Annotated in this window: 8 protein-coding genes; 4 read left to right on the top strand and 4 right to left on the bottom strand. The window is 38.6% G+C overall.

The genetic code is table 11. From position 1 onward, the window contains the following. Position 1: 1 nt before the first annotated feature. On the bottom strand, positions 2-1,342 hold the full coding sequence (locus tag ABI125_14485) for a Gfo/Idh/MocA family oxidoreductase (GenBank protein ID XCF05911.1): 1,341 nt from the start codon (positions 1,340-1,342) through the stop codon (positions 2-4). Between the two features lie 3 nt (positions 1,343-1,345). Continuing rightward, on the bottom strand, positions 1,346-2,725 hold the full coding sequence (locus ABI125_14480) for a DUF1080 domain-containing protein (GenBank protein ID XCF05910.1): 1,380 nt from the start codon (positions 2,723-2,725) through the stop codon (positions 1,346-1,348). Positions 2,726-2,902: 177 nt separating this feature from the next. On the opposite strand from ABI125_14480, the gene ABI125_14475 reads away from it, so the two are divergent. Further along, positions 2,903-4,006, top strand: a complete 1,104-nt coding sequence (locus ABI125_14475) for a glycoside hydrolase family 88 protein (protein XCF05909.1) — start codon at positions 2,903-2,905, stop codon at positions 4,004-4,006. A 487-nt stretch (positions 4,007-4,493) separates the two neighbouring features. Here ABI125_14475 and ABI125_14470 read toward each other — a convergent pair whose 3' ends face one another. Continuing rightward, positions 4,494-7,280 (bottom strand): family 78 glycoside hydrolase catalytic domain, encoded by a 2,787-nt coding sequence (locus ABI125_14470; protein XCF05908.1) that lies wholly within the window; start codon positions 7,278-7,280, stop codon positions 4,494-4,496. Positions 7,281-7,834: 554 nt separating this feature from the next. On the opposite strand from ABI125_14470, the gene ABI125_14465 reads away from it, so the two are divergent. The 3 genes from ABI125_14465 to kbl all read left to right on the top strand — a co-directional run bounded on the left by ABI125_14465 (position 7,835) and on the right by kbl (position 14,240). Next, positions 7,835-10,888 carry a TonB-dependent receptor gene (locus tag ABI125_14465; protein ID XCF05907.1) on the top strand — a complete coding sequence of 1,018 codons (3,054 nt, stop codon included), beginning with the start codon at positions 7,835-7,837 and terminating at the stop codon, positions 10,886-10,888. A 15-nt stretch (positions 10,889-10,903) separates the two neighbouring features. After that, positions 10,904-12,646, top strand: a complete 1,743-nt coding sequence (locus ABI125_14460) for a RagB/SusD family nutrient uptake outer membrane protein (GenBank protein ID XCF05906.1) — start codon at positions 10,904-10,906, stop codon at positions 12,644-12,646. 406 nt (positions 12,647-13,052) lie between these two features. Then, entirely contained in the window at positions 13,053-14,240 is a 1,188-nt protein-coding gene (gene kbl / locus ABI125_14455; protein ID XCF05905.1) for a glycine C-acetyltransferase, read from the top strand. A gap of 194 nt (positions 14,241-14,434) precedes the next feature. Here kbl and ABI125_14450 read toward each other — a convergent pair whose 3' ends face one another. Then, on the bottom strand, positions 14,435-17,962 hold the full coding sequence (locus tag ABI125_14450) for an efflux RND transporter permease subunit (GenBank protein ID XCF05904.1): 3,528 nt from the start codon (positions 17,960-17,962) through the stop codon (positions 14,435-14,437). Between the last annotated feature and the right edge of the window lie 2 nt (positions 17,963-17,964).

Raw genomic sequence — 17,964 nt, 5'->3', positions numbered from 1 at the left:
GTTAAAATTGTATTTCCCATCCTTTTTCATAATTTCTACCCCACAACGCCATAGCTGCTCTGTTGTACATAACCCCTGTTTTATCGTCAATATCGAAAGCTTGGTTTATTCTGAATGAGATATTGGCATAATGCACCATTGCCATGCTAAGGCTGGCATCTTCTATGGGGGCCGTTAGTGGCGATTTGCCTCGAATGGCATCAAAAAGGTTTTGAACATGTTTGGTTGAAGTCTGTCCGCCTCCACCTAAAGCTGTTCCCGACTCGTTTGTTTCAGATTCGCTATTTTTCAAGATATTACCACCACGATCGTAAAGAATGTATTTGCTTCTGTCAACAAAAACAGCCCCGTTAGTTCCATATATAATAGTACCTCTTCCAGGGCCATATGTGCCATAGGCATTTCTGGACTTGCCGTCCCATTTTATTATTTTATTGTCTCGAAATTTAAAGGTAGCTTCCATATCATCATACATTTCCCAGCCATCCTCTACAAAATGCCGTTTTTCGGCTTCTACGTATACATGATTTGGCAAATCGGTTTGTAAAGCCCAACGTGCAACATCCAACTCATGTGTGGCGTTATTTCCAGCTTCTGCTGTTCCATACTCCCAGCCATACCAGTGCCAATTATAGTTCCATGTTTCTGAGGTGTACTTCCTTCGTGGGGCGGGCCCTTGCCACAAGTTCCAATCTAAGCCTGCTGGTACTGGTGCGGGCTTCTGTATTGGTACTTCGCCTCTGGTGTTATTGTAAAAAGCAACAGCCTTATAGGGTTCTCCAATAACTCCGTTATGTATTTCTTTAATAATCTCAACGGTATGCCCAGAAGATCGTTGCTGATTTCCCATTTGGACAATTTTATTGTAGTGTTTTGATGCTTTTACGAGTAGTTCGTTTTCGTTCATATTATGGCTGCAGGGCTTTTCAACGTAAACATGTTTGCCTGCTTGCATGGCCATAATGGAACCAGGGGTGTGCCAATGATCTGGTGTGGCATTTATTATAACATCTACATTTTTGTCATCTAAAACTTTTCTTAAGTCATTTTCTAGTGTAGGGGTGTAGTCAATAATTTTTTTGAAATCTTTATGGGCTTTTAGGCGTTGACTTTCCATGACGTCGCATAAATAAGATAGTTTAACGTTACTTTCTTTTAGAGCGATGGGTTCCTTAAAAGCTGGAAGTCTGCGACCCAAGCCTACAATGGCAATGTTTAAACGTTCGTTTGAACCTATAATCTTGTTATAACTTTTAGCAGACATCGCCATAGCCGAATTAGTGAGCGTTATAGCTGCCCCTGTTAATGCTGTTTTTTTAATAAAATCTCTTCGAGAGTTCATGTTTTAGTAAGTTTTAATTTTAATATTTCTGAAAGCTACACGGTCTCCATGGTCCTGAAGTAATATTTGGCCTTTATCTAGCAGCCCAAAGTTTGGCCATTTTTCGTATTTGCTTTCTGAAACTAATTTTTTAAAGACATCGTTACCGCGTTCATATTCTAAAACCTTTGTACCGTTAAGCCAATGCTCTACATGGTTGTTTTTTGAGATGATATGAGCAGTATTCCATTGGCCTATACGGTTAATTGGTTTAATAGAATCTGCCTGGATTAGGTCGTAAAGGGAAGCAACTGTTCTGCTGCCCTCATGGCTTCCTAATTTTGCATCTGGGTGCAGGGCGTCATCTAGAATTTGGTACTCTAACCCTATTGAAGACCCAGGGCCTTTGTTTATTTCGGTATCAACATAATATTTTATACCGCTATTGGCTCCGGGTGTTAACTTAAAATCTACTTTTAACTCAAAGTCGCCGTATAGTTTTTCGGTAACAATGTCTCCGCCTGCAGCAGATTCGGCACCGCCCGAGGAAAGGACAATAAGTTCGCCATCTTTAATTTGCCAGCCGTGTTTTGGAAATGAGTCTAATTTAGCGCCTCGCCAACCTTTGGTGGTTTTTCCGTCCCAAAGCATTTTCCAACCTCTCAGGTTTTCATCCATTGTTAAGCTGTTTTTGGTAATAACAGGCTGTAATGGGGTGTTTTTGGTGTATTTTTCTAAATCTTCAGTTAGAATTTTTATGTTTCTCCAAGAGATGTTTTTTCCAGCTTGATTCTCTTCAAAAATACGGTGTACTTGGAGGCCAATAAATCCAGAAGCAGTTTTGTCATCAATTAAAAAGGATGCTGGTACATTGTTTATCCATGTTTTTATGGTGTCGCCAATAGCTTCTATTCGAAAATGGTTCCATTCGTTTTGCAAAAACGCTTGTTGTGCTTTTGTATTCTCTTTTAATGGGTTTAGCCATTTTCTTCTGCCTTCATCGTAAATGCCTCCAGTCCAAGCCCGTTTTGAGGGATCTATTTCAACTTGATAACCATGTACGCGTCCATTTTGGTAATATGGAAAACTATTGCTCCTTATTTGTACGCCCGAGTTCATGCCTTGGGGAACCAAGAATTCTAATTCTAGTATAAAATCGCTGTAAAATTCATTGGTTGATAAAAACGTATTTGGGGTATTTGCTACAGTAGTTCCGGTTATAACTCCATCTTTAACTTTGTATGTGGCTGTACCTCCTTTAATATGCCATCCATTGGTTGTATTGCCATCGATTAATAATTTCCAAGGTACATGGTCTTTTTTGGAGTTAGAACAATTGAAAGTACACAATATGGCCATTACAGCTAAAGTAATTTTAAAGGCGTTAATTTTAATCAGTTTCATAATTATTTGCTTTACTTTTATTTATAGTAAACTAATGTGCAATATAAAATGGTTTATAAAATAAAGTATCCTGTGGAATAGGGTTGCTGTTCTAACCTGTAAGGGACAGGATGGATAACGTGTTTTGTTTTTGTTTTTTTGGAGTACGGTTTAATATTAAAAGATAAATTAAGAATAATGAAAAAAGTGTATTTAAAAGCATTGGTTGCCTTTGGGGTATTGGCCATAACGTCCTGCAAATTAATTTCGCAGAGTGCAAGCATAGAAGATAAAATGGTAAAGGCTTTAGAATGGCAGGAACAACATCCCATTTTTGCCATTTCTCCAACAGATTGGACCAATGGTGCCTATTATACGGGGGTGGTGCGTGCCCATCAAGCCACTAAAAATCAAATATTTCTTGCAGCTCTAAAAACCATGGGATATAATAACCAGTGGGAAACGCTTAAACGCTACCATCATGCAGACGATATTGCCATTGTCTATCCATATTTATACATAGACGGCACGAGAAAGGATTTGGTGAACCTAGAGCCATCCTCCACTTTTATTGATAAACACTTATTTGAACCCAATCCATGGAGACATGGCCCTAAAGACAGTTTAACCCATATTTTATGGTGGTGGTGCGATGCCCTGTTTATGGCACCTCCTGTTTTGGCGAGTTACTCCAAGAATAAAAACGATTCTTCTTTTTTAGATGAAATGCATAAATATTATATGGAAACGTATAATTTACTTTATGATCAGGAGGAGCACCTTTTTGCAAGAGACCTCCGCTTTGTATGGAAGGGAGATAAAAATGATAAAAAAGCCGAAAATGGAAGAAAAATATTTTGGTCTCGAGGGAACGGATGGGTTTTAGGGGGGCTAGCCTTAGTTTTGGATGATATGCCAAAAGATTATAAACACAGAGCTTTTTATGAAAATTTGTTTAAAGAGATGGCTTTTAAAATAAAATCGATTCAATCTGAAGATGGTCTATGGAGAACCAGTCTTTTAGATCCAGATTCTTATAGTCATGGGGAGACCAGTGGCAGCGGATTTTTTACATTTGCTTTGGCATGGGGAGTTAACAATAAGTTACTTTCTAAACAAGAATTCATGCCAACTATACAAAAGGCATGGAAGGCACTTGAAGATTGTCAGCAAGAAAACGGTATGGTAGGTTGGGTACAAAATATTGGAGATGCACCAACTGGAGCTGGCGCAAAGAGTTGGCAAAACTATGGTACAGGAGCCTTTTTGTTAGCAGGAAGTGAAGTAATGAGATTAGAGTAAATTTATCTGAAACGTTAATTAATTCAATTAAATTTTTGGCTTAATGATATAAAGTTTCGATATAATTTTTATAGATAGACTAAAATGTGAAGCCCCTAGATTAATTTTTAATTTAGGGGCTTTTTATAGGGTTGTTGACACGCTTAAAGTTGATGCTATCTCGATAAGATATTAAATAACGTGAGATCTATTTTTAAAAATTCAGTGTTTGCGCCAGTATTTTGAATAAAATAGGCTGTTGTAGCCTTGATTGGTTGAAAAGAAAAATGTTTTTTAAAGTACCTTGCAAAGCACAAGTTGAAAGGAGAGAAAAACGATAATTCAATTCGGTTTCAACCCGCTCAACTTGATACAGTCCATTAATTTGCTAATGATGTGGTTTAAGGATAAATGGTTATATCGAACTTGTGCTAAATAGAATGTTATTAGCGCCTCGGTTAATTGATGACAAAAATTTAAATGTACTTGGCTGCGCTTTTGCAGGTTGTTAGTTCTTTTTTTGTGTCATTTCAACAATATAATGTCCATCTTCAAAAGTTCCTATTGATGAGAACATGCTTTTTGAAACATTCAAATTTACGCTCTCTCCATTTATAAGTAAGGAAACGTTCTTGCCATAAGTAGGAAGAAATACTTCAGCAGAGCTGTTTTTAGGGATTCGGATTTCCCATATAAAAGTATCGTTCTCGTTTTTCCATTTACTTTCTATAGTCCCGTATTTTGTGTTGTAAGAGGCTTCAGCATGCTGCAATTGTTTTGTTAAATAGGGTTTGAGTATAATTTTTTCGAATCCAGGTTGTTCTTCAGAAGGGTTGATGCCTGCAATACCAGAATAAAACCAAGCATCAAACCCGCCCTGCATGGGGTGGTTGTGCGAACGAAGCATTAAAACATCGTAAAGTTCATCATCAGTGCTGGTTGGAAGTATTTCCCATAAAGTGGTGGCATCGTAGTGTTGCCACAAGGTTTCGAAACTGTGGTTCCCCTTTTTCGAAAGGAGTCTATAGGCTTCGTCTTCAAAACCATTTTCGCACAATACTTTAAAAATTCTAGAGATACCAAAAATGCCAGTATTTAAAAATCCGTTAAATTTGTTGTGGCTTTCATCAACAATGGCCTTGGCTACGCCAGTTTGGTATTGCTCTGGTACAATTCCTATGTCTAAAGCCAAACTATTAGCGGTTTGGCTGCCGTAAGTTATTGACTCTTTGTTTAAAAAAGTTTGATTGAAACTTGAAACAAGATTTTTTTCCATTTCTGAATAATGCTTTTCATCATCTATTAAACCTAATGCGGCAGCTGTCTTTTTCATTATAGACACATCAAGAATATGGAAGGCAGACGAGCTAATAGGAACAGGGCAATCAATGTTTACATTGCCGCCTGGAGGGCACCAGTCGCCTAAGCCGTGGGGTATTATGCCATTTTCGTTTTTGGCATGAACATACTCAACCCAAGTTTTCATGTCTGGGTAGAATGCTTTAAGGGCGGCTTTATCTGCATAATGCAAATACAAATACCATGGTAGTTGAACAATGGCTGTTCCCCAATCGGGAGAGGCTACACCGCTTGTCCTTCTGCCTGGAGCAATCATGGTGGTAATGCCCTTTGGTTTTGTAATAATGCTACGGTCATGAAAGTTTCTTCCAAAATAAAGCTCTCTTTGAGCCTTACGCCCAGAAGACCTCATATCGAATATATATTTTGTTAGGAATTTTTGGGAATCGAAATTATAGATCAATGTTTTTGCTAAGGCATGGGCATCACCGGTCCATCCACATTTTTCTCGGTGCGGACAATCAGTGGGTATGCCTTGTAAGTTACTTTTTAATGTCCAATTGGTTAATTCGTGCAGTTTATTAATATTTGGTTCAGACGAGTGGAATTGCCCCGTTTCATTCATTGAAGAGTAAACCACCATACCTGTTAAGAGGTCTTTAGATGGCTGTTTGTTTAATCCAGAAACCTCTACATATCTAAAACCATGATAGGTAAATCGAGGTTCCCAAGTTTCCATTTCAGTGCCCTTTGCCGTGTATTTTTCAGTTTGGATATTTTTTGTGGCCTTTACACCGGTAGATCTAAAGTCCATTTGTCCTCTTTTATCTAGCTCTTCAGAAAAGCGCATAGTTATTTCTTGGCCTTTGTTAGCTGTTACTTGCAATTTTACCCATCCGGTAAAGTTTTGCCCAAAATCAAAAATATAAGAGCCATTCTCTGAAGGCTTAATTTTTTTGGGAACAATACTGTCCATAACCTTTATGGGTTGGGCAAATTGTTTTATGATTTTTGTGGGGTGATTTTTTGATGGTTTGGCATTAATCCACCCAGTGGCATCCAAGTTGGGGCTTAGCCAATTTTCTACTTCTGCTCTGGCATCATAGTGTTCGCCGGCGTATATGTTTGTGAAAGTTATTGGCCCTTCGTGCCATTTCCAGGAACTATTGGTTTCAATAATTTCTTTTTGGCCATTGGTATAATGTACTTCTAATTGGGCAATGAAAACTGGCTGGCCGTAAGCCATGGCTTTTGACCAAACTAAGTTTTGATTGTACCACCCGTTTCCAAGCATTACACCCATAACGTTTGAGGGGGTTAACTGTTCTACAGGAATATCATAAGTCGAATAAAAAACATAATCATCATAATTAGTTTGTGCTGGATCTAAAACATTCTTTCCTATTTTTTTGCCATTAATGTAGGCTTCATAAAACCCAGGTGCGGCAATGTGTAATCTTGCAAAATCAATGGGTGTGCTCGGGTTTATTTCAAATGACTTTCTAAATATGGGTAAAGCAGCCTCGGGCACATAATCATAAGTAATCCAATTGGCTTTCCAGTCTTCAGGGTATTTTAAAGGCGCTATGAATGGCTGCGGTTCGCTTTTGGAAACGGTATTGCTTTCGTCCCAAATTAAGACTTCAGATAAATAAGTTGATCCACCTTTTAAACGTGGCCCGGAGTAAGGTATGCTAGCCTGTTGTTTGCTTTCTGTTTTTCCAGAATCCCAAATGACATTGGCAGTGTTCTTTGTGTTTGGGTTTTGGGCATACACAATAATTTGGTAAGCACTTTGCTTATTTTTTTTTAGCCCTTCTATTTGCCAATCAAAGTTTAAATGCGATGTGTAAAGCTGATTTATGTTAACACTATGGTGAACTTTATGGGTGTTATTTTGGCCACAATTTGTAAAAAAAAGAAGCATAAGAATTGGGGGTATGAACTTCATGAGTATTAAACTAAACTTTAATCCGTAATCATTTGTTTTTATCATGGCAAATAGTAGTTGTTATATTAATTCTTGTCTATAAAGTTGTTGTATTTAGCATAATCATTCAGAGACTTTTTGGGGAGGTAAGTAAGTTATAACCGCATCCATAAAAGAGTGTTGCTTTTACAAACACTAAAATTAATCTATTTAGAAAGTACTAGCATCCTGTTTAATCCTGTCTATACTATTGGGGGCTGGCCCATTCACTTTTTGCTTGTTGACAATTCACCTTGAAGAAAACCGAATGTTTTAGTGCTTCAATTTTGAGGGACTAAAAGCTTTGTTTCTGAATATTTAAAAAAATATTTTAAGCATTAATTTTAAACGTTAATTATTTGATTTTCAGTTGTTTGATATTTTTTGTAGAGCCTAGTAAAGTTTATGGTTTTTCATTTATACCCAAAAGGGCAGGATGCCTCAAGGTTTTGGAAATTATAATTTAACCGAAAATTAACAAAAAATATCAATTAACTACAGGGTTGTTTGTAGGTCCACACTTCTAAGCTCTATGTTAAGATGATGTTTTGCCAACTATTGTAAATATAAAAAACAGACTAATGCGAAAAAAACTAACAAAATTTTATTTAATGCTCCTATTGAGCACGGTTTGGTGCGGCTCAATATATGGACAGGAGCTCCTTGAAGTTAAAGGAGTTATTCTTGACGAGAAAAGTAATTTGCCATTGCCAGGAGCAACTATAATGGTAAAAGGAACGTCAAAGGGAACGGTTACCGATTTTGATGGCAATTATAGTATCCAAGCAGCTCCCGATGCTGTATTGCAAGTTTCCTTTATTGGATACCAATCCATAGAGGAGGCTGTTAATGGAAGGAATAAAATTGATTTTAAGCTTGCTGAAGATAGTGAGCAACTATCAGAAGTTGTAGTTGTAGGGTTTGGAGAACAAAAGAAAGCAACCGTAACAGGAGCAATATCTTCAATTAGCACCCAAGAACTTAAGCAAAGTCCAGCGGCAAACCTGGCAGTTACGCTAGCTGGACGATTACCTGGGCTTACATCAATTCAAACATCTGGTGAACCAGGGAGAGACGTTACCCAGCTTTTTATTAGGGGGCAAGGTACCATCAATGCCAGATCTCCAATTATTTTGGTAGATGGGGTAGAGCGTGATTTAACCTATATGGATCCAAACGAAGTAGAGTCGGTAACCATTTTAAAAGATGCATCATCGACGGCAATTTTTGGAGTTAGGGGGGCTAATGGTGTGATTTTGGTAACTACTAAGCGCGGAAGTTCTGAAATTCCAGAGGTTAATTTGTCGGTAGAGTCGGGTGTTCAGAGTTTTACTCGAGTAGCAAAACCAGTAAACGCTTTTGAATTTGCCACGTTGCGAAATTTGGCTCAAAACAATGACGGCCTAGGAGATGCTTATTCAGCCGAAGCGTTGGAGGCATACCGAACACATTCTGATCCAGAACGATATCCCGATACCGATTGGGCAGGTCTTTTAATGGAAGATTTTGCTCAGCAACAGAGGGTAAATCTTAATATCTCTGGTGCAGGTAAGGCTGTTAAGTACTATGTTAATGCAGGGTATTTAAATCAAGGAGGGTTATTTAGAACTGAAAAGAATCTAGATTACGACCCTAGTTTTAAGTTAGATCGTTATAATTTTAGGTCTAATATTGATATGCAGGTAAACCCAAGTCTAAAAGCATTTTTAAACTTGGCTGGTTACGTTGAAAAACAGAATTCGCCATTTTCTGTGAGTACAGCATCTACAGGACAAGGAGGTACCTCCCCATCTGTTAATATATTGGCGGGTATTTTAGATATACCATCAAATGTGCCTGGGCCAACATCTCCAAGTGGTGCTGTAGTAACAACTCCTGAACTTCCTAACCCAGCATACGGTCTGCTTAACAGAACGGGGTATAGACAGCAAACACGAAACAATATAACCTCTACTTTTGGAATAGAGCAAAAATTGGACTTTATCACTAAAGGATTGTCGGCCAAGGCAGTAATGTCTTTTGATACTAGGGCTACCAATAATTTAGATGCCAATAAAAATTATGTGCGTGAAGTTCAAGTTATAGAACAAACAACGACAGGAAAAGATACGATTTACTACAGAAATTTTTCTGACGATGTAGAAACCCCTCTTAACATTACCGGAAGCCGGTCGTTTCAAAGTTTTTCCAATTTCCAGGCATATTTAAATTATAAGAGGTCTTTTAAAAAGCACGATGTTAGTGCTCTTGTGCTTTATCAGCACCAGAAAAGAATAATCAATGAACAGTTGCCTTATAACCTTATTGGGGTGTCCTCAAGGTTTACGTATGGGTACAATGGTAAGTATTTCTTTGAATTTAATGCTGGTTATAACGGGTCAGAACAGTTTGCACCTGGAAGACGTTTTGGTTTTTTTCCAGCTGTTTCTGCCGGTTGGTTAATCTCAAAAGAAAAGTTTTGGAATGTAAAAGGTATAGATCGATTAAAAATTAGAGGATCTTACGGTGAGGTAGGTAATGACCGTATTGGAAACGACAGGTTCCTTTACCTGGATGATATTTCAGTAAACGGAGGAGGATATTCTTCAAGTTTGAACGAAGGACGAAGAATAGCGATCAACCAGCTGAAAAATGGAGAGTTACAATGGGAAGTAGCCAAAAAAGTAAATATTGGTTTTGAAATGGGCTTTTTAAATGCATTTGATTTAATAGTGGATGTGTTTACTGAAAATCGAGACAATATTTTAAGGAATAGAGGAACCATTCCAATTCTAAACGGATTGCCCAACGGAACCTTGCCTCCTGTTAACATTGGTGTTGTAGAGAACAAAGGATTTGAGGTAGAACTTAATTACAAAAAAGCATTTTCGCCAGACTTTTTTGTTAGAGGAAGGGCATTTGTTGGTTACGCCACAAACAAGCAAAAATTTGCAGATGAACCCTTGCTCCCAGAAGATTATGCATACAGGTACAGGCAAACAGGTTACAGAATTGGGCAGAATTTTGGGTATGTGGTTGAAAAATATTTTGAAACACAGGAAGAAATCGATAACTCGCCAGAACAAATTGTTGGAGGGCATGAATCCAGACCGGGAGATTTTAAATATAAAGACCTTAACGGCGATGGTGTTGTTGATCAAAGAGATATTGCTCCTATAGGGGCTTCCACCGTGCCCGAAACCTCATTCGGTTTGGGGTTAAGTACTACTTATAAAAACTTCGATTTGAGTGTGTTGGTTCAAGGTGTTGCTAATGTAGACAAGTTTTATAGAGGTAGAGGTACTTACGCCAGCGGGCAAAACAACTTTTTTAGCCAACATTTGTCTAGTTGGACGCCCGAGCGTGCTGCAAATGGAGAACACATCGGTTTCCCTAGATTAAGTACAGAGCCTTCGCCAAGTGAAATTGAAAATTCCTTTTTTATAAGAGATGCCAGTTATGTGAGGTTAAAAAACTTAGAAATAGGATACCGAGTACCTTTAAAAGGTGTGGCAAACATGAGGCTGTACGTAAATGGTTTAAACTTGATAACTTGGGATAAACTACCAAACAAAAATTACGATCCTGAAGCTGCTAACGGACTTACATATCCACTTATTAAAGTTTACAGTTTAGGGGTTAATGTAAAATTTTAAAAATAAAATAGAAAAATGAAAAATAAATTTTTATACATACTAGTTAGTGCTGCACTCATACTGGGTTGCGACAAAGCATTGGATATAACACCTGATGGCAGGTTAACCTTAGATGATGTGTTTCAAGACGAAAACCATACTGAAGCATATTTAAATACTGTTTATTCCAGCATTCCGTCTTATTCTTATTATTATCACTTTTTTACATTTTTGGCAGGAGTTACCGATGAATGCCAAGATGCCGATGTAGGGAACACACCCGGTAATATTGCGAATATTTGGATAACTGGGTCCATGACGCCCAGCTTCAACCCTTTGGAAAATGGCCCTGCTGGTCACGGAAAGAATCATTACAATACATTCTGGACAGGAATAAGAAATGCCAATGTATTTTTGGCAAATATTGAAACTGCCAATATTAGCGCCGAAAAAGATAGAGAAAGGTACAAAGCAGAAGCACAATTACTAAGAGCATTTTATTATTTAGAGTTGATAAAACAATATGGACCAATGCCAATAGTCGATGAACCGTTTTCGCCGGCTTTCGATTATACATCATTAACTAGGCCTACATTCCAGGAGTGTATCGATTTTATAGTAAATGATTGTGATGAAGCTATAGCCAATCCAAACTTACCAATTAGGATAACACTAGAGCCAGAACGAGGACGTTTTACCAAAGCCGTAGCTCATGCAGTAAAATCGCAAGCTCTGCTTTACAATGCTAGCCCACTATGGAATCCTGAAAACAATACCGCTAAATGGCAAGCTGCTGCAACTGCTTCAAAAGAGGCTTTGGATGCATTAACACAAGGAGGTGAGTATCAGCTTTTCCCTGATTATGAAGAGTATTTTTTCTCAAGATCCGACGTGAACCCATCTCCAAGAGATAGAGAAACCATATTTGAACGAATGACCAATGGGCACCCTAGCTTTAGAAACACAAACGCACTACCTAGCATGCCAGGTCAGTTTAAGGTAGGGGTAACACCTACCCAAGAATTGGTGGATAGCTATGATATGGTAACAACTGGAGAACCTGCTATTTTAGGTTACAACGATGAAGATCACCTAGAACCCATAATTAACACAGAATCAGGATACGATCCAGATAATCCTTATGAAGGGAGAGATCCTAGATTTTACGCAACTGTTTGGTATAACGGAGCACTTTACGACAATATCGCAGGAAGGATTCATGTGGTGGAAACTTTTGCAGGAGGAGCAGATGCGCTTAAAAAAACACCTCCAAATAAAAAGAATACCCATACAGGATACTACTTAAGAAAGTTTCATGACCCTAAGCTTCAAAATAGACAAAATGCTCAATCAAGATGGAAAAAATATCATTTAGCAGAAATCTATCTTAATTATGCAGAAGCAGAGAATGAAGCCAATGGGCCTACAACAGAGGCTTACAATGCCATTAATGCCATTAGGCAAAGAGCCGGTATGCCAAATTTACGAACTGGTTTGTCGCAAGACGAATTCAGACAGCGAATCAGGAACGAACGAAGAGTAGAGCTAGTTATCGAAGAACATCGCTTTTGGGATGTAAGAAGATGGAAAATACTTGATCAAACTGACAAGTTGGTAACAGGTATGGAGGTTATTAAAAACGGAAATGATTTTGATTACAAGCGTTTTGTAACAGAAAGACGTAATGCATGGCAAGACAAGTTTCTTATTTTCCCTATTCCAATTAAAGATACTTCAATTATTCCAGATTTTAACCTTAACCAAAACCCAGGATGGTAATCATAATTAACATTGCCAAATAGTACAAGGTTTATTTACAGCCTAATGATTATTCATAAGGTTGAGATATAAACTTTAGTTTGTTGAATTTTAAAAACCTGTAGGCGAAATACTTATTTGGCTTGCAGGTTTTTTGTTTTTAAGCATTTTATTCAATGAATGAAAACATATAAATGAACGCAGGTAAAGGTTGTTTGAATCGGTAAAAACTTTCTCTCCAAGATGGACTGTCAAATCAGTAAATTAAATTTATCTTTATAAACTGTTTGGCTTTATTTGAGAATTAATAAGGGATATACCATGAAAAATCAAAAAAAACGCTTTTAAAGGCTCAAAATGTTAAATTGAACAAAAGGAGAAGATGGCTACATAAAAAACAGTCTATAATCATTAAAATATTAGAAATATGTACGGAACGGTTAAACAACAACTTGAAAACGAACTGAACGACATAAAAGCATCTGGACTTTATAAAAAGGAACGCATAATTACTACGCCACAAGGCGCCGAAATCAAGACCACGGCTGGTGGTGAAGTACTTAACTTTTGTGCCAATAATTATTTGGGGCTATCATCACATCCAGATGTGGTTGAAGCTGGTATTGAGGCCATGAAAACGCATGGTTTTGGCCTGTCGTCGGTACGGTTTATTTGTGGTACGCAAGATATCCACAAAGCATTGGAACAAAAAACCGCAGAGTTTTTAGGCATGGAAGATTGTATTCTCTACGCTGCTGCTTTTGATGCCAACGGTGGGGTTTTTGAGCCTATTCTTTCAAAGGAAGACGCCATAATTTCAGATGAATTAAACCATGCCTCTATTATTGATGGGATCCGGTTGTGCAAAGCTGCAAGGTATCGCTATTCGCACAATAATATGGAAGCGTTGGAAGAACAGTTGAAAGCTGCTTCGGGAGCGAGAAGAAAATTGATTGTTACCGATGGCGTGTTTTCTATGGACGGCACCATTGCCCAGCTTGATAAAATATGCGATTTAGCCGAAAAATACGAAGCCATGGTGATGGTTGATGAGTGCCACGCTACAGGATTTATTGGGAAAACAGGTCGTGGCACCCACGAATACAGAGCCGTTATGGGCAGGATAGACATCATCACCGGAACCTACGGAAAGGCCCTTGGAGGTGCTTCCGGCGGATTTACGGCGGCTAAAAAGGAAATAGTGGAGATGCTAAGACAAAAATCCCGACCATATTTATTTTCCAACACTTTGGCGCCTGCCATTGCAGGAGCTTCAATTGCTGTACTTGATAAGTTGAAAACTTCAACCGATTTAATTGAAAAAGTACAGAACAATACCAAGCGTTTCAGAAGTAAAATGACCGAAGCGGGATTCGATATCATTCCTGGTGAACATCCCATTGTTCCGGTGATGTTGTACGATGCTAAATTGGCACAGGAATTTGCTGCACAATTGCTGGACGAAGGTATTTATGTAATTGCTTTTTTCTATCCAGTTGTGCCCAAAGAAAAGGCTAGAATCCGAGTACAGCTTTCTGCTTCGCACGATACAGAGCACATCGATAAAGCCGTAGAAGCTTTCACCAAAGTAGGCAGAGCTTTAAATGTTATTTAATGTAATGTTAAAAGTGATTTTATTCTGTTTTGTAATTACAATAGGGTAGATAAAAGTTTTCGGCCACTCAGTGAAATCAAAAAGCCCCAACAATTGTTGGGGCTTTTCTTCGCTATTAACTAATCCTTTTTTATCTAAGAAAAAGGATCTCTTTAAAGCAACTAAAAGCTGTTGCTTTAAACTGTGACTAGATGTTACTCTAGCCTTTTATCCATATTAAAAACTTCTTCATTAAGAGGTTCTTCCTGTTTGGCAACACGATTTTTAAATAACCACATTTTCAATTTCATTGAAAGGAAAAACAAAACGGGTACAATTATTAGTGTTAAGAAAGTAGCAATTAATAATCCGTAAATTACTGTCCATGCTAACGGACCCCAAAATACTACATTATCTCCACCCATGTAAATATTGGGGTTAAAATCTTTAAACAGCGAAAAGAAGTTGATGTTCAAACCAATAGCCAATGGGATTAAACCTAGTATGGTGGTAATGGCTGTAAGTAACACCGGGCGCAAACGTGCTTTTCCTGCTTTTACAATGCTTTCAAACAGATCTTCATTGGTTAAATATTGGTCGTCTTCCAAATCTCTAAGCGCTTTCTTTCTGTCAATCAGCAGTTGTGCGTAATCGAGCAGCACCACCCCATTATTTACCACGATTCCGGCAAGTGAAATAATACCTACCATGGTCATCATAATAACGAAGGCTTTTCCGGTGATAACCAATCCACCAAATACTCCAATAAAACTTAAGAAAATAGCCAACATAATGATGGCAGGTTTTGAAACGGAGTTAAATTGGAAAATCAAAATAAAGAAAATCAACCCAAGACCAGTAAAAAACGCTCCCATCAAAAAGGCCATTTGCTTTTGCTGTTCTTCAATCTGTCCGGTGTAGTCAATTTTAATGCCTTCGGGAAGTTCTTCAAAACTTTTCATTTCGTTTTGAATTTGGTTTACGATTGCCTGTGCATCTGTGTAGCCCGGTGCCAATGCAGAATACACCGTTACCACTCGCTTGGTGTCTTTGTGCTTGATGGCACTGAACCCTGAAGTGTTTTCGTATTTTGAAACTGCCGAAAGTGGAATCTCCTTCAACTGCCCGGTATTATCCCTAAAAGTGATATTCTGGTTGAACAGCGCACTGGTGTTGTATCGGTTGTCTTGATTGAAACGCACGTAAATGTCGTAATCATCACCACCTTCTTTGTAAATGCCGGCTTTAGCTCCAAAAATGGAGTTTCGCAATTGTTGGCCCACTTGTGCGGCACTTACTCCTAATTCGCCTGCTTTTTCTCTGTCTACCGAAACTTGCATTGATGGTTTGTCTTTATTCACATCAATTTTAAGCTCATCAATTCCCGGGATATTTTTGGTGTTGATGAACTCGCGCATGTTTTCGGCCACGGCAATCAATTCGTTGTAATCGTCACCTTCAATTTCAATATTGATGGGCGAACCTGCTGGCGGACCGTTGGCATCCTTTTCAACTGAAATTAAAACTCCCGGATAAATGCCCACCAAGGCTTCCTGTACTTTTTGACGCAACAGCTCACTGTCTTCCCCGCGACGGTATTTGTACTCGCGCATGGAGGCCGTAATTTTTGCTTTATGAGGCATTTCGGCAGCAGAACCGCCATCGGTTTGAGGGTTCCCGGCACCTTCGCCAACTTGCGATACGGCACTTTCTACCAAAAAGTTGTAGCCGTTGTCTTGGTATTGATCTTGGCTGATAACTTTATAGACCCGTTTTTCAATTTCCTTGGTAATGGCGTTGGTTTTTTCAATGGCCGTACCTTGAGGGTATTCAATATAGACAATAATCTGGTTGGGCTTATTGTCTGGGAAAAACTCGACTTTGGTACGTTGCGTTGCCAATGAAATTCCGAATGTAATAAACGAAACAATGAGCAACAGAAATATGCCGACGCTTAAAAAATAGGGCTTTCTACCTGAAAGGGCCCATCGTAACTGACTTTCGTACCATCTTTCCAATTTTACCAAGGTTTTGGTCTGGAAGTTGTTTGCCCATTTTCTTAAAAACAGTCGATACACCCAAAGCATAATGGCGGTAAATACCATAAGCGTTCCCAGTGCACGGTACTCGCCACCTGTAATGAATACCAGTATGCCGAGAACGGCCATGATAACCGTAGTTCTGATTATTTTGTTTAGAGGCATGTCTTTGTCTTCGGTATTCATAAATTGGGAAACCAATACCGAGTTGAAAAATATGGCTACGAATAACGATGACCCTAAAACAATGGATAATGTGATGGGTAAAATCATCATAAACTCACCCATAATGCCCGGCCATAGCCCCAGCGGTATAAAAGCAGCTACCGTAGTTGCCGTAGAAATGATAATAGGAAAGGCAATTTCTCCAATTCCTTTTTTGGCGGCTTCAATACGGCTCATGCCTTCTTCATCCATCAATCGGTACACGTTTTCAACTACCACAATACCGTTGTCCACCAGCATACCTAAGCCCATAATTAAGCCGAAAAGCACCATGGTATTCAAACTATAGCCAAAAATGTTCAGAATCATGAGCGACATGAACATAGACATCGGGATGGCAAAACCAACGAAAATGGCGTTTTTAAATCCTAAAAAGAACATTAAAACGGTTACTACCAATAGTACCCCGAAAATGATGTTGTTTACCAAATCGTCCACCTGGCCAATGGTTACGGAAGATTGGTCGTTGGTGATGCTCACTTTTAAGTCTTGCGGAAATACATTTTCAATGGCATCTTCAACAATAACTTGAATTTGTTCGGCCGCAGCCACCATGTTTTTTCCGGCGCGTTTTTTAACGTCGAGCATCACAACGGGCTCACCGTATTCGCGCGCATAAGTGGTTTTGTCTTCTTCTTTAAACGATACTTGGGCCACATCTTTTAGGTAAATGGCGTTTCCGTTTTCTGATTTTACAACAAAATTTTCTAAATCGGAAGGCTTATCTATTTCACCTAAAATACGGATGGTGCGTCGTTGCCCACTAGCTTTTAAGTTTCCGGCAGACATGGTAACGTTGCCATTATTTATGGCGCCAATAATATCGCCAAAGGTTACTTTGGCAGCCATCATTTTGTAAATATCAACCGCTACTTCAACTTCTTTTTCCTGAGCACCACGGATATCGGCCTTTTTAATTTCCAATAAATCTTCAATTTCGTCTTGAAGGTATTCGGCGTATTCCTTTAGTTTTTCTATAGGATAATCGCCAGAAATATTAATGTTTAAAATGGGCATTTCTTCCGAAAGGCTCAACTCGAACACGTCGGGTTCTACTTTGGCACCGTTAAAGGTTGGCCAATCTTCACCAGAGGTTTCGGTGTCAATTTCGTCCTTAACCTTTTGTTTGGCTTGTTCAACGGTGATGTTTTCATCGAACTCGACCATAATCATTCCGTAATCTTCTTGGGAAGTAGAGGTGATTTCTACCACATTACTCACCGTTTTTAACTTGTCTTCAAGCGGGTCTGTAATGAGTTTTTCAATGTCTTCAGCCGTATTTCCAGGAAACACCGAACTCACGTAGATTTTAGTCTCGTTTACTTCGGGGAAATTTTCTCGGGGCATATCGAAAAATGCAGATGCACCAATGTAGAAGAATACAGCAATAAGTACATACATCGTGGTTTTGTTGTTGATGGCCCACGACGACAAACCAAATTCTTTATCGACTTGTTTTTTGTTCTTTTTGTTAGTCATTA

It is taken from the genome of Tamlana crocina (genome assembly GCA_040429635.1).
GTDB classification, from domain to species: Bacteria; Bacteroidota; Bacteroidia; order Flavobacteriales; family Flavobacteriaceae; genus Flavisericum; species Flavisericum crocinum.
This window is presented reverse-complemented; position numbering and strand designations above follow the sequence as displayed.

Coding starts and splice junctions, on each gene's coding strand:
- ABI125_14485 (XCF05911.1), bottom strand. CDS start 1,342: ATGAACTCTCGAAGAGATTTTATTAAAAAAACAGCATTAACAGGGGCA.
- ABI125_14480 (XCF05910.1), bottom strand. CDS start 2,725: ATGAAACTGATTAAAATTAACGCCTTTAAAATTACTTTAGCTGTAATG.
- ABI125_14475 (XCF05909.1), top strand. CDS start 2,903: ATGAAAAAAGTGTATTTAAAAGCATTGGTTGCCTTTGGGGTATTGGCC.
- ABI125_14470 (XCF05908.1), bottom strand. CDS start 7,280: ATGATAAAAACAAATGATTACGGATTAAAGTTTAGTTTAATACTCATG.
- ABI125_14465 (XCF05907.1), top strand. CDS start 7,835: ATGCGAAAAAAACTAACAAAATTTTATTTAATGCTCCTATTGAGCACG.
- ABI125_14460 (XCF05906.1), top strand. CDS start 10,904: ATGAAAAATAAATTTTTATACATACTAGTTAGTGCTGCACTCATACTG.
- kbl (XCF05905.1), top strand. CDS start 13,053: ATGTACGGAACGGTTAAACAACAACTTGAAAACGAACTGAACGACATA.
- ABI125_14450 (XCF05904.1), bottom strand. CDS start 17,962: ATGACTAACAAAAAGAACAAAAAACAAGTCGATAAAGAATTTGGTTTG.